This window comes from Streptomyces sp. NPDC017529 (assembly GCF_044329785.1).
GTDB lineage: Bacteria > Actinomycetota > Actinomycetes > Streptomycetales > Streptomycetaceae > Streptomyces.
This window is the reverse complement of record NZ_JBIRJY010000003.1, coordinates 59282-78930: the sequence shown is the minus strand read 5'-3', so window position 1 is coordinate 78930 and position 19649 is coordinate 59282. Positions and strand designations below refer to the sequence as shown.

The following is a 19649-nucleotide window of genomic DNA, read 5'->3' as shown; positions in this document are numbered from 1 at the left end:
TGCTCAGAGGATAGGAGCCGCTCGCGGGGCGACGGGGCAGCTCCGGCCGCTGCACGGAGAAAGACGGAGCCATCCGGTCGTACGGTTGCGCCACTCGGACGCAAGCCGGCCCAAGGCCGTTTCGGGGTCGTTTCGGGGTCGGCCGGGTGCCGGACCGGCCGCGCCGGCGCGCACGGTCGGCCGGGTGCCGGCGCGGCGCGCGTGTCTCAGCAGCGGTCCAGGATCTTCTTCAGCGCGGCCTTCTCGGCCGAGTCGGCCGTCAGCCCGTACGTGTGCTTCACCGACACCCACATCCGCGCGTACGTGCAGTGGTAAGAGGTCTTCGGCGGCAGCCACTTGGCCGGGTCCTTGTCGCCCTTCTCCTGGTTCACGTTGTCCGTGACGGCGATGAGCTGCGAGTGGGTGAGATCGTTGGCCAGCTCCTTGCGGCGCTCGGTCGTCCACTTCGAGGCGCCGGACTTCCACGCCTCCGACAGCGGTACGACGTGGTCGATGTCCACGTCGGACGCCTTGGACCACACGCCGTCGTCATAGGCCGACTTCCAGGTCCCGCCGGTCGCGGCGCACTTGGCGTCGGTCTGCACGTTCTCGCCGTCCCGCTTGAGCACGACCTCGCGCGTGTTGCAGTTCTGGCCCTGGTCGGACCAGTGCGGGAACTTGTCGCGGCTGTAGCCGTCCTGCGAACCCTGGGGCGCTTCCTTGATCTGGGCGAGGTAGGCGCGCGCTGTGGCGGCGTCCGGCGGGGTGGGCGGTGCGGCCTGGGCGGTCTGGCCGCCGAAGGACAGCGTGCAGACGAGGGCGGCGGCGGAGGCGGCGGCGAGCGAACCGCGACGCGCGTAGACCTTGGGCATCGTAACTCCCTGTATGTGGGGGGGGGAAGTCGAGGTGCGGGACGGGCCCATGGTGGGGTCGTGGGGTGTCCACCGGATGGGCTCCAGGTAACAGAGTGGCGACATGCCCACGTCAGTTCAAGGGGTTGACGGTACGTCATCCGCACCCGGCGTCCCGGCCGGTGGCCCGCGCGGGCGCGTACGCCCCTCCGTGCGCGCCTGCCTCCGCCGCGCCGGACGCGCCGCGCCCGTCCGCCCCCGCACTCCCGGCCGCCCTACAGTGAGCGCGTGCTGCTGCCGGTCAACGCCACCCTCGGGGTCGTTCTCGCCGTCCTGCTGGCCGCCGCCGTGGCCGTCGCGGCACTCGCGCACCTCGGCCACGCGCGGGCCTTCGCCCTCGCCGGGCTGCGGGCCGCCCTCCAGCTCGCCGCCGTCTCGTACCTCATCGGCTGGGTCGTACGGTCCGTGCCCTGGCTGCTCTGCTTCCTCGTACTGATGTTCACGGTCGCCGTGCGGACGGCGGGCCGCCGCCTCACCCCCAACCGCACCTGGTGGTGGGCGGCCCTTCCCCTCGCGGCCGGAGTCGTACCGGTCGTCGGCGCCCTGCTGCTCACCGGTCTGGTGCCGCCGCGTGGCGTCACCCTCATCCCCGTCGCCGGCATCCTCATCGGCGGTGCGCTCACCGCCACCGTCCTCGGCGGGCGGCGGGCGCTGGACGAGCTGGAGACGCGGCACGGCGAGGTGGAGGCGGGCCTCGCGCTCGGCCTGCCCGACCGGGAGGCCCGGATGGAGGTCGCCCGTCCGGCCGCCTCCGACGCGCTGCTGCCGGGCCTGGACCAGACCCGCACCGTGGGACTCGTCACGCTCCCCGGCGCCTTCGTCGGCATGCTGCTGGGCGGCGCCTCACCCGTTCAGGCGGGCGCGGTCCAGCTGTTCGTGCTGGTCGCGCTGCTGGCCGTACAGGCGTCGGCCGTCGCGGTGGTGCTGGAGCTGGTGGCCCGCGGGCGCCTGCACCGCGTACCCTTGGCCACAGCAGAAGGGGAGTAGCTCTTCGCCGGACCGTCGACATACTGCCCGCCCGTCGGCCGCCACCGCCCAGGTGACAGGCCGCCCGCGGTGGGCCGGCGCCCGGAGCGCGACAGGTGGCATGTGTCCCTGCCGCGCCAGCGAGACCTTCGGCCGCAGTGTTTGCGCAGACGCACGTGTGCGCAAGAGACGCTGCCGTGCCGAAGCGACCCCTTTTCCGGGCCCCTCGGTGCGGCCCGACCAATCGAGGTAAGACACCCCGTGTTCAGTTTCACCGTCGCCGCCGTCGTCTTCGGCGTCGTCTTCCTGGCCGAGCTGCCGGACAAGACCGCCCTGGCCGGGCTGATGCTCGGCACCCGCTACCGCGCTTCGTACGTGTTCGCCGGCGTCGCCGCGGCCTTCGCCGTGCACGTCGCGCTCGCCATCGCCGCGGGCAGCGTGCTGTCCCTGCTCCCGCACCGCCTCGTGCAGGCGGTCGTCGGCGTGCTCTTCCTCGCGGGCGCCGCGGTCCTGCTCTTCAAGAAGGACGAGGACGAGGAGGAGGTGAAGAAGCCCGCCGACCAGAGCTTCTGGAAGGTCTCCGGGGCGGGCTTCATGATGATCCTGGTCGCCGAGTTCGGCGATCTGACCCAGATCATGACCGCGAACCTGGCCGCCCGCTACGACGACCCGGTCTCGGTGGGCGTCGGCGCGGTGCTGGCCCTGTGGGCCGTGGCGGGCCTGGGCATCCTCGGCGGCCGCACGCTCATGAAGTACGTACCGCTCAAGCTGATCACGAAGGTGGCGGCCGCGGTGATGGTGCTGCTGGCGGGGTTCAGCCTGTACGAGGCGATCGCGGGCTGAGTACGGGAAGGGGGCGGGCCGCCGGCCCGCCCCGCCTCTTCCGCCCGGTCAGGCGGCGACGTGCAGCGCTATCGACCCGTCCGCGAGCGCCTCGACGCGGATCTGCTCCAGGTCGCGTACGTGGACGTCCGGGCCGAAGGCCCCGGCCCGCTCGCCGACGCCGACCACCCGCATGCCCGCCGCGCGCCCGGCCGCGATGCCCGCCTCGGAGTCCTCGAAGACCACGCAGTCCTCGGGCGCGAACCCCAGCTCGGCCGCGCCCTTGAGGAAGCCCTCGGGGTCCGGCTTGCTGGCGCTCACGGACTCGGCGGTGATCCGCACGGCCGGCATCGGGAGCCCGGCCGCGCCCATGCGGGCGTCGGAGAGGGCGATGTCGGCGGAGGTCACCAGGGCGTGCGGGAGCCGGGCGAGGGCGGCCATGAAGGCGGGCGCGCCGGGGACCGGCACCACGCCGTCCACGTCGGCGGTCTCCTGCGCCAGCATCCGCCGGTTGTCCTCGTGGTTGAGCTCCATCGGGCGCTCGGGGAGCAGCGCGGCCATCGTGGCCCAGCCCTGCCGGCCGTGCACCACCTTGAGCACCTCGTCCGCGTCGAGCCCCTGCTCGTCGGCCCAGCGGCGCCAGCAGCGCTCGACCACGGCCTCGGAGTTCACGATCGTGCTGTCCATGTCCAGCAGCAGGGCGCGGGCTGTGAGCGTGGTGGTGGCCGACATCGGCGGGCTCCTGGGCGCTGGGGAAAGAGTCAAGCGGCTCCGCCCGCCGGTCAGGGAGTGCGGGCGGAGCCACTTTGTTCCTACACGATACAAAGAGCACCCGGCCGGAGGCCAACCACCCCCTGGTGAGACGGGCCACCCGGGTCGGTGACCCGGGCCGGTGACGGGCCCGTCCCCCTCCCGGGCCGCCGCCCCGGGCTCACGGCTCGACCGTGCGGGCCTCCAGCGAACCGCGCGTCCGCGGCCCGTAGACGCCGTCCGGATCGCCCCGTACACCGTACGACCGCTGGAAGGCGGCGACGGCGGCGCGGACGGCGGCGCCGTAGCGCGCGTCCTCCGGGCCGAAGTACGCGGCCAGCTGCTCCAGCCGCCGTTGCAGCTCCAGGACCTCCGGCCCGGTGGCGCCCTCCCGCAGCACGATCGGCCCGCCCGGCGGGCTGCTCGGCGCGCGGCTCTCCGGAGCGCTGGTGATGTCGCCGGACGCCGTGGCCGTGCCCGGCGCGTGCGACGGCGAGGGCGGCGGGGACGGCGTACGGGACGGGCCGGGCGCCGGCTGTGCTCCGGGCGGCCGGTGCGGCGTACGGGTGGGCGAGGCGGGCGGCGGGGCGGCGCGGCGCCCCGGTCCGCCGCCCGAGCCGCTGTCCGTGCCGTCGTCCGCCGTCCGGGCGGCGGTGGGCACGCTCCGGTGGTCGTCCAGCAGCGCGCGGTCCTCGTCAGCGTCGGACAGCAGCGCGCCGCTGAGCAGCACCGCGCCCGCCGCCAAGGCCGCCGCCGAGGCCGCCATGACGCCCAGGGCCACCTGCCTCCTGCGCCGCCGGGAGGCGTCGCCGTGCACCTCGCCGCTCTCGCTGCCCCCGGAGTGCGCGCCGGACGCCCGGTCGGACTGCGTGCCGGCGCACGAACCGGAGTGCGAGCCCGTACGCGATCCGGGGCGCGGTCCCGCGCGCGAGCCGCCGCGCGCGCCCGCCCGCGACCCGGCCGGCGGCACCGTACGGAACCCGAACCGCGGCGCGGGGCGCGGATCGGGGCGCAGCGCCCGGGCCGCCGCGTCCGGGCCGGCGCCCCCGGCGTCCGCTTCGTCCGGCAGCCGTACATACGGACGCACCCGCAGGGGATCGAAGTCCTCGGCACCGGCCGCCTCGCACAGGCACCTCGTCCGGCCGTCGGCGCGCGAGGGCGCCGAGCAGTGCGGGCAGGTCTCAGCCGTCACGAGCGTTCCCCTCCCTGAAGCCCTCGATCGGTCAGTGATTATCCCGGTCTGGCCCCATCCTGCACAGGGAGCATCCGGGAGCCACCCGGCCGCACCGCGCTCAGCAGGCCGTATCCGCACGAAACGATCAGGATGGGAAGGAGCACCACCCCGAGCACCACCCCGGCCCGCACAGAGCCCGCACAGAGCCCGCAACAGAGCCCGCAACAGAGAGGGACGCTCATGGCGCAGCACACCGGCGCTCCGGCCCTCCCAGGGGAGGGCCGGTCCCGGCGGACGGTCCTCGTCGCGATCGGCGCGCTGCTGCTCGGCATGCTCATCGCGGCACTCGACCAGACCATCGTGGCCACCGCGCTGCCCACCATCGTCAGCGACCTCGGCGGTCTGGACCACCTGTCGTGGGTGGTCACCGCGTACCTGCTGGCCTCGACCGCCGCGACCCCGCTGTGGGGCAAGCTGGGCGACCAGTACGGGCGCAAGCGGCTCTTCCAGACCGCCATCGTGATCTTCTTGATCGGCTCCGCGCTGTGCGGCGTGGCCCAGGACATGCCGCAGCTGATCGCCTTCCGCGCGGTCCAGGGCCTGGGCGGCGGCGGCCTGATCGTGCTGTCGATGGCGATCGTCGGCGACCTCGTGCCACCGCGCGACCGCGGCCGCTACCAGGGGCTGTTCGGCGCCGTCTTCGGCGCCACCAGCGTCCTCGGCCCGCTGCTCGGCGGCCTGTTCGTCGACCACCTCAGCTGGCGCTGGGTCTTCTACGTCAACCTGCCCATCGGGATCGTCGCGCTGCTCGTCATCGCCGCCGTCCTGCACATCCCGGCCCACCGCGCCCCGCACCGCATCGACTACCTCGGCACCCTCCTCATCGCCGCGGTCGCCGCCTGCTTCGTCCTGATGACCTCGCTCGGCGGCGTCAGCTACGACTGGGGCTCCTGGCAGATCATCGGCCTCGGGGTGCTCGGCGTACTCCTGCTGGCGGTGTTCACCGCCGTCGAGCGCCGGGCCGCCGAACCGGTCCTGCCGCTGCGCCTGTTCCGCCTGCGCACCTTCACCCTCACCGCGGTCATCGGCTTCGTCATCGGGTTCGCGATGTTCGGGTCGATGACCTACCTGCCGACCTTCCTCCAGGTCGTGCACGGCGTGTCGCCCACCATGTCCGGGGTGCACATGCTGCCGATGGTCATCGGCATGCTGCTGTCCTCGACCGCCTCCGGGCAGATCGTCAGCCGCACCGGGCGCTACCGGGTCTTCCCCATCGCCGGCACCGCCGTCACGGCCGCCGGGCTGCTGCTCCTGCACCGGCTCGACCCGTCCAGCAGCGTCACCGTGATGAGCCTGTACTTCTTCGTCTTCGGCTTCGGGCTCGGCCTGGTCATGCAGGTCCTGGTCCTCATCGTGCAGAACGCCGTCGACTACCAGGACCTCGGCGTCGCCACCTCCGGCGCCACGTTCTTCCGCTCGATCGGCTCCTCCTTCGGCGTCTCCGTCTTCGGCACGATCTTCGCCAACAAGCTGGGGCCGCGGATCGCCGACGCCCTCGCGGGCAGGGAACTGCCGCCCGGCGTCGACCCGTCCAAGATCGCGGAGGATCCGCGGACGGTGGGCCGGCTGCCCGCTTCCGAGGCGGCCGGGGTGCTCGACGCCTACTCCACGTCCATCACCGACGTCTTCCTCTACGCGGTCCCGGTCGTGCTGGTCGCCTTCGTGCTGGCCTGGTTCCTGCGCGAGGAGCCGCTGCGCCGCGGCGTCACCGCGCCCGACACCTCCGAGGTGCTCGCCTCCAACCCCGTACACCGCTCCTCGTACGACGAGGTCTGCCGGGCCCTGTCCAAACTGGGCAGCCTGGAGGGCCGCAAGGCGGTCTACGAGCGCGTCACCGAGAAGGCCGGGCTGGACCTGCGGCCCGCGTCGAGCTGGATGCTGCTGCGTATCAACCGCTTCGGCTCGGTGGAGCCCGGGGTGCTCGCCGACCGCAGCATCGTGCCGCTCAGGGTGATCGCGGAGGCCACCCGGCAGATCGAGGAGCGGGGGCTGGCGGTACGCGAAGGGCTGCCGTTGGTCCTCACCGACAAGGGCCGCGCGGTCGCGGAACGGCTGGTCGCCGCCCGCCGGGAGTCGCTGGCCGAACTGCTGGGGGACTGGTGGACCGAGGACCGGCCCACCGACCTGACGGAGCTGGTCGAGCAGTTGTCGACGGAGCTGTGCGGCTCGGACGCGGAGCGCCCGCACGGCAGCGGGGCCCGCGCGTCACGGCCGCCCGCGCGCGGGGAGGGCCGGCCGGGCAGCCCCGGCCCGTAGCCTCGGCTCGGCTCACCTGCTCGCCGCCTCCACCAGCCGCTTCTCGAAGAAGACGTCCGCGTACGGGTCCTCCTTGTACGCGGGTATCTCCGCGTACCCGTGCGCCCGGTACAGCGCGACGGCCTCGGTCAGGTCCCGCCGGGTGTCCAGCCGCAGGCGCTCGGCGCCGAGTTCCGACGCCCGCCGCTCCAGTACGCCCATCAGTACGCGCGCCGCGCCCAGTCCGCGCCACGGGGCGCGCACGAACACCCGCTTGAGTTCCGCCGTGCGCCCGCCGTCGATGAGCAGGAGCCCGGCGCACGCGGCGGGTTCGCCCTCGTACCGGGCGACGAACACCACTCCGCGGGGCGGGGCCAGTTGGCCGGGCGGGTACGTCGCCAGCCCTTCTTCGACGTCCTCGGGCGTGAGGGGATCGAAGCCGTGCAGGACGTGGTACCGGCCCGCGACCTCGGTGTAGTACTCGCGGAACAGCGCCTCGGCGGCGGGGGTTTGGTCGGTCTCTGCCGAAATGTCCCATGCAGCGGGCGGGCGGCCGGTACCGGAGACGGGCAGAGTGACAGGCTGGGCGTCGGGCATAGTGCCATTGTGCCGGTGGGCACGGGGCCGCCGCCGCGGATTTTTCTCCGGCATACCGCGTACCGCGCCCGGTCGCCGGCCGCCACCGGCCCGCCCCCGTACGGGGTTTGGCCCCCGCCGGCAGGGCTACCCGGCCGATATGTCCATCACCTTGATCATCGTCCCGATCGTGGCGCTCATCGTGATCGCCGCCCTCGTCCTGCTAGCCCGCGCCAAGGTCGCCCGCGGCGGCAGCAGAGGACTGCGGCGCCGCTTCGGCCCCGAGTACGAACGGGCCGTCGCCGTACACGACGGCGACACCGCCGCCGCCGAACGCGAGCTGAACCGGCGGCTGGACCGGCATGGCGCGTTCCGCCCCCTGCCGCTCGCTCCCGACCTGCGCCAACAGTACGAGGAGCGCTGGGAGGCCGTGCAGCGGCAGTTCGTCGACGAGCCCGAACAGGCCGTCGTCGAGGCCGACCTGCTGATCGGCCGCCTCGCCCGCGAGCGCGGCTACCCGTCCGACAGCTACGACGAGCAGACCGACGCGCTCTCCGTCCACCACGCGCAGGGCGTCCACGACTACCGCAAGGCCCACGAGACCGCCGTACGCGCCCGGAACAACCGCCCGGACAACGCCGCGGGCACGGAGGAACTGCGCGCGGCCGTGGTGCACGCGCGGGCCCTGTTCTCCGAACTGCTCAAGTCCGGCCCGGACGGAACCACCACCCACCACGCCCCCCGGCACCACAGGACCGGGCACCACAGGACCAACCCCAAACCCAACCCCAAACCCAACCCCAACGCCACCACCCGGCGGCTCGGCGACCGGCTGCGTCCCCCCTGGACGCACGGCCGCGGCCACGGGCACGACACTGCGGAAGGCGGTGCGCGATGAGTACCTTCGAAGAGCGCGACCCCGGCCCCGTCGAGACACCCCGCGAACGCGCGGCGAGCGAGGGCATGCCGCCCCCCGAGCGCGGAGCCGCGGCGTACGAGGGCACCCGCAGTGCGCAGCAGCCGACTGCCCCGCCGCCCGCCACCACCTCGGGAGCGGCCGACACCACCCCCGGCGCGTACGCCGGCCTGCCCGGCACCGACACCGACTACCCCGCGGGCTCCGCCGACCGGACCGGCGAGCCCACCCCGTCCGAAACCTCCGGCTCCGGCCACATGGGCCAGGCCGAGCCCCTCCTCCCGGCCGAGGCCCGCGACAAGCTGAGCCAGCGGCTGGACCACGCCGTCAACGGCTTCGTGGACCGCCCCCGTGAGGCCGTCCAGGAAGCCGACAGCCTCTACGAGGAACTGGCCGCGCTCCTGCCCGAGGCGCTGGCGGCCCGCCGCCGCGCCCTGCGCACATCCTGGGAACAGGGCAACGCCGACACCGAACAACTCCGCGTCGCCCTGCGCCACTACCGCGAGACCGCCCAGCGCCTGCTCGACTTCTGAGCCCCGGGCAGCCCCACAGGCCGGGCCGCCCCGTGCCGCGTCAGCCCTGCTTCTTCGGCCCGGCCTGCTGCACGACCTCGAACGACCACAGCGTGGACCCGGTGGCGGCGGGCTTGGGCCGCTCGCCGCCCTCCGCGCCACCACCCTGGTGCGCGGCCTTCATCGGCCCTTCCATCCACGCCTGGAAAGACTCCTCGTCCTTCCACCTGGTGTAGACGAGGTAGCTGTCGGTGCCCTCCACCGGACGCAGCAACTCGAACCACTCGAAACCGTCCGACGAGTCCACGGAACCGGCCCGCGCCCCGAACCGCTTCTCCAGCACGTCCCGCTGTTCGTCGGGCACAGTCAGTACATTGATCTTCACGATGCTCATACCGAACATCGTGCCGTATACCGCGGCCCGGCCGCCGGCCAGGTCCTGCCGGACACACGGGAGAACGCGCGGGGTTCGCGCCCCAGCTCGGCCGGTTGCGTCAGTTCCGTTGTCGGTGGGTGGGGTTAGCTTCGGAGTATGTCGAACTCAGGAGCGGGACAGGAACCGTCGCGGTCGCCGCGGGCAGCGCGGCAGGTCGGGCGGCCCGCGCGGCCGACCGGCTGGAAGCGGCTCGCCTACCGGGCCCCCATCCACCTCTACCGGCTCGGTCTCGGTGGCCTGTTCGGGAAGCGGCTGCTGCTTCTGGAGCACCTCGGGCGGACGTCGGGCAAGACCAGGCGGGTCGTGCTGGAGGTGGTGTCGTACGACCAGCAGGCGCGTACGTGGACGCTGGCCTCCGGCTTCGGCGTGGGCGCGCAGTGGTACCGCAACCTTCAGGCGCAGCCGAGAGCCACCATCCAGGTCGGCCGCAGGCGGTGCGCCGTCATCGCGCACTTCCTCCCCGCCGAGGAGGGCGGCCGGATCATGGCGCGGTACGCGACCAAGCACCCCAAGGCGGCCGGGAAGCTGACCTCGTACATGGGGTTCGAGGTCGACGGCACGGCAGAGGGCTTCCGGCAGGCGGGGGAGGGCGTTCCGTTCGTGCGGTTGGTGGAGCAGTAGCGCGTCCGGCGGCGGGCCTGGCGCCGTACCGTGAGTGTCCGCCGTTGGAGTTGCGGCCGCCGGGGTGCCGGAGTGTGGCCGGGGCCGGGCGGTGGTTTCCCGCCAGCATGGCCATCGGGGCGCGCGAGGGGCGCGGCCCGGTGAAGGAAGGGAACCTCTTGTACTCCAAGCGGAAGTTCACCCGCGCCGCGGTGGTGGCGGTCTCCGCGGTCGGCGCCGTCCTGGCCGCCGTCCCCGCCGCGTCGGCCTGCCCCGCGCACGAACGTCCGGCGAGCGGTGACAGCTGCCGCTTCGCCTACACCAGTTTCTATCCCTCGCCGTCCGGTGCGACCACAGGGGACGCGCTCTACCCTCACGGCCAGAAGGACCCGTCGGGCCGGACCTGCGACGACGGTGAGTGGGCGGGCCGCCCGAGCGACACGTAGCCGAGACGCCACAACGCCTGTGCGCGAAGACGATCTTCGTCCTCGCGCACAGGCGTTGCAGGCGTTGCAGGCGTTGCAGGCGTTGCACAAGTCGTGCAAGGGGGCAGCCGGCGCCGCCCTTCACCTCAGGCCGGCGACTCCGCCACCCGCCGCTTCTTCCCGGAAGCGACACCCGAGGCGGACCCCGCAGCCGCAGCCGCGGCCCGGCGCAGCGCGCGCGCCTCCGACTCCGTCTCCACGGCCGGGGGCGACCCCGGCAGCGGCTTGCGCGCGCTCTCCGACATCAGCAGCACCGCGATCCCGCCGACCACGGCGGCGGCCATCATGTAGAACGCGGGCATCATGTTGTTGCCCGTCGCGCCGATCAGCGCGGTCACCACCAGCGGAGTCGTACCGCCGAAGACCGACACCGAGATGTTGAAGCCGATGGACAGCGAGCCGTAGCGCACCTTCGTCGGGAACAGCGCGGGCAGCGTGGACGGCATGGTGGACGTGAAGCACACCAGCAGCAGGCCGAGTACGGCCATGCCCAGGGCGATGCCGGCCAGCGACCCCTGCCGGATCAGCAGCAGCGACGGTACGGAGAGCACCAGGAAGCCGACGCAGCCGGTCGCGATGACCGGGCGGCGCCCGAAGCGGTCGGTGAGCCGGCCCGCGAAGGGCTGCACGCACATCATCACGACCATGACCGCCAGCACGACCAGCAGCCCGTGCGTCTCGTCGTACTTCAGCTCCGAGGTCAGGTAGCTGGGCATGTACGACAGCAGCATGTAGTCGGTGACGTTGAAGACCAGGACCAGGCCGACGCAGAGCAGCATCGCGCGCCACTGGCCGAAGATCATCTCGCGCAGGCCGATCTTCTTCTCGACCTCCCGGCGCTTCTTCTCCTTGGACCGCGCCTCCTGCTCCAGCTGCGCGAACGCCGGGGTCTCCTCCAGCCGCATCCGCAGGTAGAGGCCGATGATGCCCATCGGACCCGCGACCAGGAACGGGATGCGCCAGCCCCAGGAGAGCAGGGCGTCGTGGTCGTGGCGGAAGAGGTACGTCAGCAGCGTGACCAGGCCGGCGCCGCCGACGTAACCGGCCAGCGTGCCGAACTCCAGCCAGCTGCCCATGAAGCCGCGCTTCTTGTCGGGCGCGTACTCGGCGATGAAGGTCGAGGCGCCGCCGTACTCGCCGCCGGTCGAGAAGCCCTGCACCAGCCGGGCGACCAGCAGCAGGATCGGTGCCCAGACGCCGATGGAGGCGTACGACGGGATCAGGCCGATCGCGAAGGTGCCGGCGGCCATCATGATCATGGTGATGGCGAGAATCTTCTGCCGGCCGATCCGGTCACCGAGCGGCCCGAAGACCATGCCGCCGATGGGCCGTACCAGGAAGGCCGCCGCGAACGTTCCGAACGTCGACAGCAACTGCGCGGTCGGGTTGCCGGACGGGAAGAAGACCTGTCCGAGGGTGACCGCGATGTAGCTGTAGACGCCGAAGTCGAACCACTCCATCGCGTTGCCGACCGCGGCCGCGGAGACCGCGCGCTTGACCATGGACGGATCGACGACGGTGACGTCACTGCCGCCCTGCCCCCGCTTCTCCAGTTTCTCCGGCCCGGCCGGATCGGGTGCGGAACCACCGGTACGGGTCCGCGGTGCGACGGGTGACTGCGTCGGCACGTGCTCGCTCGCCTGCGCTCTCTGGGACGACTGCATGGAACACCCGCAGCAGCGGGCCGAGCCCGCCATGGCGTGGTGGGCAAAGGTCGACCATAGGGGCAGAGCGGCTCATCACGGACAGTGCACGGTTGACCGCGCAACAGCGCTCAACCCTGCTCTCAACAGGGGAAACAACGCCTCAAAGGGCTTTACGCGGTCCTTATGTGTGTGATCCATCTCGCTGCGATCACCGCAACCGAATTGCCCCGAGTTGCGCCACATATGCAACGCACGAACCTGACCCTGCCCAGTCCACGCGAATGTATGCACGCGCGTTCCCATTAATTTCGGAAGCCGCGCGCCGGGGGCTGCGAACGCCCCTCTTCCATAACTTCCCCGTGCGCCCCGCTTGACCGGATACCCGGTTCCGGTTGTCGCACGGGAGCGCGAAGGTGCGTCGCATGTCTCTTGCTACGGCAGTGCTGACCGCATCACTGGCGATGGCGCCGACCGCCGCGCCGGCCATGGGAGTGCAGTGCGCGAACGTGACCGTCCGTGCCCACTTCACCGCGTCCCCTACAGGTGAGGCCGTCACCCACAACCCGACCCTGGTGCCGGAGGGCAGCCGGGTCGCGGTCGTGGAGAAACGGTACGGGTCCGGCAAGGGCGCCCGTACGGTCGTCGCCCTGCGCCTGTCGGGCCTGGTCCCGGACCGTACGTACGGCGCCCACGTGCACACCAAGCCGTGCGGCGCGAACCCGGCCGACTCCGGCCCGCACTACCAGAACGTGCGCGACCCCGTCCAACCCTCCGTCGACCCCGCCTACGCGAACCCGCGCAACGAGGTGTGGCTCGACATGAAGACGGACGAGGACGGCGACGGCGCCTCGGTCGCCAAGGTCAACTGGCACGTCCGCCAGGGCGAGGCGCGCTCCGTGGTCGTCCACGAACACAAGACCCACACCGAACCCGGCCACGCGGGCACCGCGGGCGCCCGCCTGGCCTGCGTCAACGTACCGCTGGCCTGAGACCGCCCCCGTACGCCCCTACGCGAGCGGCGCGGCAGCGTTCAGCGTTCCGCTGGTTCACTGCCGCGCCGCAGGATCGTCGCGCCCATCAAGCATCGGCCATCCGGGCACACCCCGCCACTCGGCCGGCCGCGCCGGCGTCTCCTCGGCCTCGCACTCGAACCACACCGTCTTGCCGATCCGCCCTACGGCGGGGTCCACGCCCCAGCGGTCCACGAGGGCGTCGAGGAGTACGAGCCCGCGGCCCCGCGTACTGAGGTCATCGGGTGACGTGCCCTTTACGGGGAGGCCGGGCGCGCCATCGCTGATCTCGACGCGCATGCCTCCCGGTCGCCGGAGGATCAGAATCGTGCAACGGCGGTCGGGTACGTGCCGTACGACATTGGACAGCAACTCGGTGACGCCCAGCTCGGCCGCGTCCGTCAGCTCCGCCATGCCCCAGTCGGCCAGATAGGTCCGCACGATCCGCCGCACGTGCCGGGCCGAGTGCTCACCGATGGTGAAAGTCATCCACTTCATGCGTCCAGCGTGCGACCGAGTGGCTACGCTGAGCTACGTACGGAACCCAACCTGTCACGTTGTTGGCAGAGTTGATCAAGGGGGCGTGGCCCGTGGCTCGCAGCAACGTTCTCGACCCAGATGCTTCACCGCTGGATCACTATGGCTGTGAACTGCGGCGTTACCGGGAGACGGCCGGGCTCACGCTCAAGGAGCTGGGGGCGAGGGCCAGCTACACCGGTTCGCTGATCGGCCAGGTCGAGACGGCGAAGAAGGTGCCGACGCGTCAGTTCAGCCAGCGCATGGACGACGTGCTGAAGACGGACGGGGCGCTGGAACGTCTGGTGGGCCTGGTCCTGCGCAGCCAGCTCCCGGCTTGGTTCCAGGAGGCGGCGCTCCGAGAGGCCAGGGCCGCAGAGATCTACGTGTTCCAGGCGCAACTGGTACACGGACTGTTGCAGACCGAGGAGTACGCGCGTGCTGTTCTCGGGGCGGTCGACCAGGACGGCCTGGAGGGCAAGGTAGCTGCCAGGCTCGACCGCCAGCGGGTGCTGGCGAAGGACGTCCCCCCTGTGCTGTGGGTGGTTCTCGGCGAGGCGGTCCTGTACCAGGAAATCGGTGGCCGTGCAGTGATGCGAAGGCAACTGGCGCACCTGTTGAATTTCGGCGGCAACCCGTGGGTGAACCTCCAAGTGCTGCCGTTCGTGGCTGGAGCCCACGCCGGACTGCAAGGCTCGTTCACGCTCTACCGCTTCGAAAGCGACCCGGCTCTCGTTTCCTTCGAGGGGTACGGTATGCAGCATGTGACCCCAAACCCCGTCGAAGTCAGGGGCCTTGGGCTTCGTTACGCTCACCTCCAAGCCGCTGCCCTGTCGCTTCAGGACTCGGCGGAACTGATCCAGCGAGTGATGGAGGAACGCTATGGGGACCACACCCGAGCCGCCCGGAGCCCAGTGGCGTAAGTCCAGTTACAGCGGCGACCAAGGTGGCGAGTGCGTCGAGTGCGCACCCCTCGGCTCCGCCCGCTGGCGTAAGTCCGCTCACAGCAGTGACACCGGCGGCTCCTGCGTCGAAATAGCTCCCCACCCCACCACCATCGCCATCCGCGACTCCAAGAACCCCACTGGCCCCACCCTCACCCTCCCCCCGGCCGCGTTCGCGGCCTTCGTGGCGGCGGTGGGCGGTGGGCGGTTGTGAGGTATCGGCGGCTTGGGGCCGGTGGGCCCAGCGTTTCTGCGGTTGGGCTCGGGTGTATGGGGATGTCCGTCGCGTACGGGCCCGCCGATCCGGCGGAAGCGCGGCGGGCGCTGGATCGGGCCGCCGAGTCGGGCGTGACGTTCCTTGACACGGCCGACGCGTACGGGCGTGGCGCGAACGAGGAGTTCGTGGGGGAATGGGTGCGCGGCCGGGGGCCGGGCGCGCGGGGCGCCCTCGTCCTCGCGACCAAGTTCGGGCTGCGGCACGATCCCGTGTCCGGACGGGTGGACGCCGTCGACACGTCGCCCGCGTACGTTCCGGTCGCGTGCGACGCCTCGTTGCGCCGGCTCGGCGTCGAGTACATCGACCTCTATTACGCGCATCGGCGCGACCCCGCCGTACCGGTCGAGGAGACCGTCGGCGCGATGGCGGAGCTGGTGGCGGCGGGGAAGGTGCGCCACCTGGGGCTGTCCGAGGTCAGCCCGGAGACGCTGCGCAAGGCGCACGCCGTGCACCCCATCAGTGCCGTACAGGTCGAGTACTCGCTGTTCACGCGGGAGGTCGCCGAAGGCGAAATGCTCGCCACCTGCCGGGAGCTGGGCATCGCCGTCGTGGCGTACTCGACGCTCGGGCGCGGGATGCTCGCGGGGGCCCTGGCTTCCCGTGAGGAGCTGAGCGAGGGGGACAACCGGCGTCGCTGGCCGCGGTTTTCGGACGAGAACATCGAGCGCAATCTCGCGCTCGTCCGTGCCGTACGGCGCGTCGCCGACGAGATCGGCGTGCCGCCGGCGCGCGCCGCGCTCGCCTGGCTGCTCGCGCAGGGCGAGGACATCGTGCCGATCCCCGGCACGAAGCGGGCGCGATATGTGGAGGAGAACGCCGCCGCGGCCGGGCTGGAACTCACTGCCGAGCAGGCGGCCCGACTGCGCGCGGCGGTGCCCGCCGACGCCGTGGCGGGCGCGCGCTACCCGCAGCAGGCCCTCGACCGGCTCGGTCACTGAGGAGCGCCGGGGCGCGCCTTACGGCATCCACGCCTCGTACGACAGGACGTCGCCCGACTTGATCTGGAAGTCGGGGACGTCCTTCGTGAACGTCGTCTCCATGCCGAGGACCCGGCCGGTCTCGGGGTCGAGGATGACCAGTTGCAGCGTTCCGTCCATGGCCCCGTCCGAGGTGTCCGTGCCGCGGTACGCGTACGCCTGGCCGCGGCGGCCGAGGCGGTCGACGACCTGGCCCGCCGGGCGCAGGTCGGGCAGCCGGGACAGCATGCGCGCCACCGCGGCCGACTCGCGCGGGCCCGGGGTCCACTCCTGGAGGAAGGAGGAGAGGGCCATCAGGAGGGGCTGCGTTTTCGTGCCGGCGCCGCTGTAGAAGGTGGAGAGGTAGGCGCGTAGTTCGTCGGGGTCGGCGGGCGGGCGTGCGGGGAGCGTGCCGTCGCCGGTGACCGGGTCGTCGAGGCGCGTGCCCTCCGGGTACGTCTTGCGGTGCAGCACCTTGCCGTCGTTGACGGTGCGCCACTCGCCGTCCGCGTCGTTGATCACCGGGCGGCCGGGGTGCCGCGGATCGGTGGCGACGACCAGTTCCGAGCCGCTGCCGTCCGGGTTCCAGCGGGTGATGCGCTCCTCGGGGACGGTGACCGGCGGCGCGGCGTCGGGGCCCGTCCGCATGCTCAGGTACCAGCTCTGGAGGTGGCTGCCGCGGTGCGGCCCGGGGGCGCTGCGCAGGGCGCGGGCGTATGCCTCGGCGTTGCGGGCGACCTTGTCGAGCGGGAGGGCGGGCGCGTCACGTTGTACGACGAGCGCGGTGGGGGCGGCCTGGGCCGGTGACGTGCCGGCGCCGGAGAAGGTGAGGGTGAGGGCCGCGACCGCGGCGGCCGAGGCGGCGGTGGCGCCGAGGAGGAGGCGCCGGGTGCGGCGCGGCCGGGGCGTACGGGCGGAGCGGGCGGCGCGCTCGGGCGCCGGCGCGTCGGGCGGCGCGTCGGCGCTCATGAGGGCGGCCAGCCGGTGTTCCGCGCGGGCGTCCAGTGGGCGGTCGCGCCAGGGGCCCGCCCCGGACGGTACGGGGTCGGCCTGCCGCAGCAGTTCCAGTTCGTCAGTCATGGCTGCGTCGGCGTCAGTCATGGCTGCGGCCTCCGGCTCGGGTCGGCACCGCGGGTGCGGGCAGGGGGGACGATCGTCGTGGGGTCGTACGGCGTGGGGGAGGAGGGGCAGGGGCCGGGCTCGCTGCGCTGTCCGGTGGTGTCCTGGGGCGTAGCCGTTCTATCTGCGTACGGAGACGGTTGCGGGCCCGGTGCAGCCGCATCGCCGCGGCGCTCTGGGTGCAGCCGAGGGTCACGGCCAGTTCCTGGAGGGTCAGTTCCTCCCAGGCGGTCAGGCGCAGCACTTCCTGGTCGGCGGTGGAGAGGCGGTCCAGGGCCTCGTGCACCCAGGAACCGGGCCGGTCCGTGTCGGGGCTGTCCACGGTCTGGCGGCGGTGGGCCGCCTCGTGGTTGCCGAGGCGGTGCAGCAGGCGCCGGTAGCGGCCGAAGCCGCGCACCGTGTTCGACAGGCAGTTGCGGGCGACTCCGTACAGCCACGGCAGCGGCGACTCGGGCAGTTCGGCGCGGCGCCGCCACGCTATGGAGAAGACCTCCGCCACCACCTCCTCGACGTCGTCCGCCTGGCCGCTGTCCAGGCGGCGGGCGACGAAGCGGCTGACCGCCCAGTAATGCGCGCGGTAGGCGTCGGCGAAGGCCGCGTCGACGTCCCTGCCGACGTCTCTGCCGATGTCCCTGCCGACGCCCTTGTCGGTGTACCCGCCCGGGCCGTCCTCGGCGGCTGCGTCCTTGCTCATGATCTGTTGGTGTCCGGCATGCCCCCGATCTTCACACCCGGTTTTTGGTGAAGTTCTCCGGGGCCCCGGACACCTACGGTGCATGAAGTCCCCCGTGAAGTGGCTGACGACCACCGACCACAAGACGATCGGCACGCTGTACCTGATCACCTCGTTCGCGTTCTTCTGTGTCGGCGGCCTGCTGGCATTGCTGATGCGCGCCGAGCTGGCCAGGCCGGGTCACCAGATCGTGTCGAACGAGCAGTTCAACCAGGCGTTCACGATGCACGGCACGATCATGCTGCTGATGTTCGCGACGCCGCTGTTCTCCGGTTTCGCGAACTGGATCATGCCGTTGCAGATCGGCGCGCCCGATGTCGCGTTCCCCCGGCTCAACATGCTCGCGTACTGGCTCTACCTCTTCGGCTCGCTGATCGCGGTCGGCGGGTTTCTCACTCCGCAGGGCGCGGCCGGCTTCGGCTGGTTCGCCTATGCGCCGCTCTCCGATTCCGTGCATTCCCCGGGCATCGGCGGAGACATGTGGATCATGGGCCTGGCCCTTTCCGGGTTCGGTACGATCCTCGGCGCGGTCAATTTCATCACCACGATCGTCTGTATGCGTGCTCCGGGCATGACGATGTTCCGCATGCCGATCTTCACCTGGAATGTGCTGCTGACCGGTGTGCTGGTCCTGCTGGCCTTTCCGGTGCTGGCGGCGGCGCTCTTCGCGCTGGAGGCGGACCGTAAATTCGGCGGGCACGTCTTCGACGCGGCCAATGGCGGCGCGCTGCTCTGGCAGCATCTGTTCTGGTTCTTCGGGCACCCCGAGGTGTACATCATCGCGCTGCCGTTCTTCGGCATCGTTTCCGAGGTCATTCCGGTCTTCTCCCGGAAGCCGATGTTCGGCTACATCGGGCTGATCGCGGCGACGATCTCGATAGCGGGGCTGTCCGTGACGGTCTGGGCCCATCACATGTACGCGACGGGCGGCGTACTGCTGCCGTTCTTCTCGTTCATGACGTTCCTCATCGCGGTACCGACCGGTGTGAAGTTCTTCAACTGGATCGGCACGATGTGGCAGGGCAGCCTGTCCTTCGAGACGCCGATGCTGTGGGCGGTCGGGTTTCTGATCACCTTCACCTTCGGCGGCCTGACCGGCGTCATCCTGGCGTCACCGCCGATCGACTTCCACGTCACCGACACGTACTTCGTCGTCGCCCACTTCCACTACGTCATCTTCGGCACGGTCGTCTTCGCGATGTTCGCTGGCTTCCACTTCTGGTGGCCCAAGTTCACCGGGAAGATGCTGGACGAGCGGCTCGGGAAGATCACGTTCTGGACGCTGTTCATCGGCTTCCACGGCACTTTTCTCGTCCAGCACTGGCTGGGCGCCGAGGGCATGCTGCGGCGCATTCCCGACTACCTGGCCGCCGACGGCTTCACTACGCTCAACACCGTATCGACCATCTTCTCGTTCCTCCTCGGCATGTCGATCCTGCCGTTCCTCTACAACGTCTGGAAGACCGCCAAGTACGGCGAGAAGGTCGGGACCGACGATCCGTGGGGCTGGGGCCGGTCGCTGGAATGGGCCACCTCGTGCCCGCCGCCCCGGCACAACTTCACCGCCCTGCCGCGTATTCGCTCCGAATCCCCGGCATTCGACCTGCACCACCCCGGGGTCGGGGCGCCCGGACCGGACCGTGAGAAGGAGCGAGGTGCGTTGGTGTGAGCGGTGGCGGAGGTACGCCGGCCGGCACGGCCGCGGCGATCAACGAGATCGAGGGATATCTGCTCTGGGAAGCCGAGAAGGACCGCGCACGCACTCGCGCCGAGGCGTTCTGCGCCGGGCTGCCATGGCTGACGCGTGCGCAGCGGGAGGAGGTCGAACGGCATTACCGGGCGGACCAGCTGGAGATCTCCCGTACGTATCTGCGGCGTATCGCGGCGCGGAGCGGGGAGCTGCGCGCCGAATACGAAGGCGTCTACCGGGAGCTGCGGCGCCGGCTGGTGACGGGGTTCCTGGCCGCGGCGGTGGTGCTGATGGCCGGGGCCGCGGCGGTCGCCGTTGCCCTCACCGGAGGGTGAG

General features: G+C 71.7%; 22 protein-coding genes. 13 read left to right on the top strand and 9 right to left on the bottom strand.

What is annotated here, in order from left to right; all coding sequences use genetic code 11:
- Window positions 1-206: 206 nt before the first annotated feature.
- Complete coding sequence (locus tag ACH4K4_RS07675; protein ID WP_398165523.1) at window positions 207-851, bottom strand: HNH endonuclease family protein; 645 nt, start codon at window positions 849-851, stop codon at window positions 207-209.
- A gap of 267 nt (window positions 852-1118) precedes the next feature.
- Here ACH4K4_RS07675 and ACH4K4_RS07670 point away from each other — a divergent pair, with 267 nt between their 5' ends.
- Both ACH4K4_RS07670 and ACH4K4_RS07665 read left to right on the top strand, forming a co-directional pair.
- A complete protein-coding gene (locus tag ACH4K4_RS07670) occupies window positions 1119-1877 on the top strand; it encodes an ABC transporter permease (RefSeq protein ID WP_398165522.1) in 759 nt (252 codons plus the stop codon).
- A gap of 240 nt (window positions 1878-2117) precedes the next feature.
- Window positions 2118-2699, top strand: a complete 582-nt coding sequence (locus ACH4K4_RS07665; protein ID WP_031003615.1) for a TMEM165/GDT1 family protein — start codon at window positions 2118-2120, stop codon at window positions 2697-2699.
- Between the two features lie 48 nt (window positions 2700-2747).
- Here ACH4K4_RS07665 and ACH4K4_RS07660 read toward each other — a convergent pair whose 3' ends face one another.
- Together ACH4K4_RS07660 and ACH4K4_RS07655 are read right to left on the bottom strand one after the other, a co-directional pair.
- Entirely contained in the window at window positions 2748-3410 is a 663-nt protein-coding gene (locus tag ACH4K4_RS07660) for an HAD-IA family hydrolase (protein ID WP_398165520.1), read from the bottom strand.
- 199 nt (window positions 3411-3609) lie between these two features.
- Window positions 3610-4620 (bottom strand): peptidoglycan-binding protein, encoded by a 1011-nt coding sequence (locus ACH4K4_RS07655; RefSeq protein WP_398165518.1) that lies wholly within the window; start codon window positions 4618-4620, stop codon window positions 3610-3612.
- Between the two features lie 222 nt (window positions 4621-4842).
- Here ACH4K4_RS07655 and ACH4K4_RS07650 point away from each other — a divergent pair, with 222 nt between their 5' ends.
- The gene (locus ACH4K4_RS07650) at window positions 4843-6918 is read left to right on the top strand and encodes a DHA2 family efflux MFS transporter permease subunit (RefSeq protein ID WP_398165516.1); all 2076 of its coding nucleotides are present in this window, start codon (window positions 4843-4845) and stop codon (window positions 6916-6918) included.
- A gap of 12 nt (window positions 6919-6930) precedes the next feature.
- On the opposite strand, the gene ACH4K4_RS07645 is transcribed toward ACH4K4_RS07650, so the two are convergent.
- A complete protein-coding gene (locus tag ACH4K4_RS07645) occupies window positions 6931-7494 on the bottom strand; it encodes a GNAT family N-acetyltransferase (RefSeq protein ID WP_398165514.1) in 564 nt (187 codons plus the stop codon).
- Window positions 7495-7633: 139 nt separating this feature from the next.
- On the opposite strand from ACH4K4_RS07645, the gene ACH4K4_RS07640 reads away from it, so the two are divergent.
- Window positions 7634-8371 (top strand): hypothetical protein, encoded by a 738-nt coding sequence (locus ACH4K4_RS07640; RefSeq protein ID WP_398165512.1) that lies wholly within the window; start codon window positions 7634-7636, stop codon window positions 8369-8371.
- Complete coding sequence (locus tag ACH4K4_RS07635) at window positions 8368-8922, top strand: hypothetical protein (RefSeq protein ID WP_398165510.1); 555 nt, start codon at window positions 8368-8370, stop codon at window positions 8920-8922. The genes ACH4K4_RS07640 and ACH4K4_RS07635 overlap by 4 nt, the downstream gene beginning before the upstream one ends.
- Before the next feature lie 40 nt (window positions 8923-8962).
- On the opposite strand, the gene ACH4K4_RS07630 is transcribed toward ACH4K4_RS07635, so the two are convergent.
- Window positions 8963-9295 carry an antibiotic biosynthesis monooxygenase family protein gene (locus ACH4K4_RS07630; protein WP_398165508.1) on the bottom strand — a complete coding sequence of 111 codons (333 nt, stop codon included), beginning with the start codon at window positions 9293-9295 and terminating at the stop codon, window positions 8963-8965.
- 138 nt (window positions 9296-9433) lie between these two features.
- On the opposite strand from ACH4K4_RS07630, the gene ACH4K4_RS07625 reads away from it, so the two are divergent.
- Both ACH4K4_RS07625 and ACH4K4_RS07620 read left to right on the top strand, forming a co-directional pair.
- Window positions 9434-9958, top strand: a complete 525-nt coding sequence (locus tag ACH4K4_RS07625; RefSeq protein WP_398165506.1) for a nitroreductase family deazaflavin-dependent oxidoreductase — start codon at window positions 9434-9436, stop codon at window positions 9956-9958.
- A 158-nt stretch (window positions 9959-10116) separates the two neighbouring features.
- Window positions 10117-10383: a hypothetical protein gene (locus ACH4K4_RS07620; protein ID WP_398165504.1), complete on the top strand. Its 267-nt coding sequence runs from the start codon at window positions 10117-10119 to the stop codon at window positions 10381-10383.
- Window positions 10384-10508: 125 nt separating this feature from the next.
- Here ACH4K4_RS07620 and proP read toward each other — a convergent pair whose 3' ends face one another.
- Window positions 10509-12086, bottom strand: a complete 1578-nt coding sequence (gene proP, locus ACH4K4_RS07615) for a glycine betaine/L-proline transporter ProP (RefSeq protein WP_398165503.1) — start codon at window positions 12084-12086, stop codon at window positions 10509-10511.
- A gap of 404 nt (window positions 12087-12490) precedes the next feature.
- Here proP and ACH4K4_RS07610 point away from each other — a divergent pair, with 404 nt between their 5' ends.
- Window positions 12491-13057 carry a superoxide dismutase family protein gene (locus tag ACH4K4_RS07610; RefSeq protein ID WP_398165501.1) on the top strand — a complete coding sequence of 189 codons (567 nt, stop codon included), beginning with the start codon at window positions 12491-12493 and terminating at the stop codon, window positions 13055-13057.
- 57 nt (window positions 13058-13114) lie between these two features.
- Here ACH4K4_RS07610 and ACH4K4_RS07605 read toward each other — a convergent pair whose 3' ends face one another.
- Window positions 13115-13576: an ATP-binding protein gene (locus ACH4K4_RS07605; RefSeq protein WP_398165500.1), complete on the bottom strand. Its 462-nt coding sequence runs from the start codon at window positions 13574-13576 to the stop codon at window positions 13115-13117.
- A 92-nt stretch (window positions 13577-13668) separates the two neighbouring features.
- On the opposite strand from ACH4K4_RS07605, the gene ACH4K4_RS07600 reads away from it, so the two are divergent.
- Genes ACH4K4_RS07600 through ACH4K4_RS07590 form a run of 3 tightly spaced genes read left to right on the top strand, consistent with a single transcriptional unit; the run spans window position 13669 to window position 15753 of the window.
- Window positions 13669-14517: a helix-turn-helix domain-containing protein gene (locus ACH4K4_RS07600; RefSeq protein WP_398165498.1), complete on the top strand. Its 849-nt coding sequence runs from the start codon at window positions 13669-13671 to the stop codon at window positions 14515-14517.
- Complete coding sequence (locus ACH4K4_RS07595; RefSeq protein WP_398165497.1) at window positions 14477-14752, top strand: DUF397 domain-containing protein; 276 nt, start codon at window positions 14477-14479, stop codon at window positions 14750-14752. The genes ACH4K4_RS07600 and ACH4K4_RS07595 overlap by 41 nt, the downstream gene beginning before the upstream one ends.
- A complete protein-coding gene (locus ACH4K4_RS07590; RefSeq protein WP_398165495.1) occupies window positions 14749-15753 on the top strand; it encodes an aldo/keto reductase in 1005 nt (334 codons plus the stop codon). The genes ACH4K4_RS07595 and ACH4K4_RS07590 overlap by 4 nt, the downstream gene beginning before the upstream one ends.
- Window positions 15754-15771: 18 nt before the next feature.
- Here ACH4K4_RS07590 and ACH4K4_RS07585 read toward each other — a convergent pair whose 3' ends face one another.
- Window positions 15772-16851 (bottom strand): CU044_5270 family protein, encoded by a 1080-nt coding sequence (locus ACH4K4_RS07585; RefSeq protein WP_398166287.1) that lies wholly within the window; start codon window positions 16849-16851, stop codon window positions 15772-15774.
- A 13-nt stretch (window positions 16852-16864) separates the two neighbouring features.
- Entirely contained in the window at window positions 16865-17584 is a 720-nt protein-coding gene (locus ACH4K4_RS07580; protein ID WP_398165494.1) for an RNA polymerase sigma factor, read from the bottom strand.
- 82 nt (window positions 17585-17666) lie between these two features.
- Here ACH4K4_RS07580 and ctaD point away from each other — a divergent pair, with 82 nt between their 5' ends.
- Together ctaD and ACH4K4_RS07570 are read left to right on the top strand one after the other, a co-directional pair.
- The gene (ctaD, locus tag ACH4K4_RS07575; protein ID WP_398165492.1) at window positions 17667-19292 is read left to right on the top strand and encodes a cytochrome c oxidase subunit I; all 1626 of its coding nucleotides are present in this window, start codon (window positions 17667-17669) and stop codon (window positions 19290-19292) included.
- Entirely contained in the window at window positions 19289-19648 is a 360-nt protein-coding gene (locus ACH4K4_RS07570; protein WP_398165491.1) for a hypothetical protein, read from the top strand. Before ctaD ends, ACH4K4_RS07570 begins: the two co-directional genes overlap by 4 nt.
- The last annotated feature ends 1 nt before the right edge of the window (window position 19649 follow it).

Coding starts and splice junctions, on each gene's coding strand:
- ACH4K4_RS07675 (WP_398165523.1), bottom strand. CDS start 851: ATGCCCAAGGTCTACGCGCGTCGCGGTTCGCTCGCCGCCGCCTCCGCC.
- ACH4K4_RS07660 (WP_398165520.1), bottom strand. CDS start 3,410: ATGTCGGCCACCACCACGCTCACAGCCCGCGCCCTGCTGCTGGACATG.
- ACH4K4_RS07650 (WP_398165516.1), top strand. CDS start 4,843: ATGGCGCAGCACACCGGCGCTCCGGCCCTCCCAGGGGAGGGCCGGTCC.
- ACH4K4_RS07645 (WP_398165514.1), bottom strand. CDS start 7,494: ATGCCCGACGCCCAGCCTGTCACTCTGCCCGTCTCCGGTACCGGCCGC.
- ACH4K4_RS07640 (WP_398165512.1), top strand. CDS start 7,634: ATGTCCATCACCTTGATCATCGTCCCGATCGTGGCGCTCATCGTGATC.
- ACH4K4_RS07635 (WP_398165510.1), top strand. CDS start 8,368: ATGAGTACCTTCGAAGAGCGCGACCCCGGCCCCGTCGAGACACCCCGC.
- ACH4K4_RS07630 (WP_398165508.1), bottom strand. CDS start 9,295: ATGAGCATCGTGAAGATCAATGTACTGACTGTGCCCGACGAACAGCGG.
- ACH4K4_RS07625 (WP_398165506.1), top strand. CDS start 9,434: ATGTCGAACTCAGGAGCGGGACAGGAACCGTCGCGGTCGCCGCGGGCA.
- proP (WP_398165503.1), bottom strand. CDS start 12,086: ATGCAGTCGTCCCAGAGAGCGCAGGCGAGCGAGCACGTGCCGACGCAG.
- ACH4K4_RS07610 (WP_398165501.1), top strand. CDS start 12,491: ATGTCTCTTGCTACGGCAGTGCTGACCGCATCACTGGCGATGGCGCCG.
- ACH4K4_RS07605 (WP_398165500.1), bottom strand. CDS start 13,576: ATGAAGTGGATGACTTTCACCATCGGTGAGCACTCGGCCCGGCACGTG.
- ACH4K4_RS07595 (WP_398165497.1), top strand. CDS start 14,477: ATGGGGACCACACCCGAGCCGCCCGGAGCCCAGTGGCGTAAGTCCAGT.
- ACH4K4_RS07585 (WP_398166287.1), bottom strand. CDS start 16,851: ATGACTGACGAACTGGAACTGCTGCGGCAGGCCGACCCCGTACCGTCC.
- ACH4K4_RS07580 (WP_398165494.1), bottom strand. CDS start 17,584: ATGAGCAAGGACGCAGCCGCCGAGGACGGCCCGGGCGGGTACACCGAC.
- ctaD (WP_398165492.1), top strand. CDS start 17,667: ATGAAGTCCCCCGTGAAGTGGCTGACGACCACCGACCACAAGACGATC.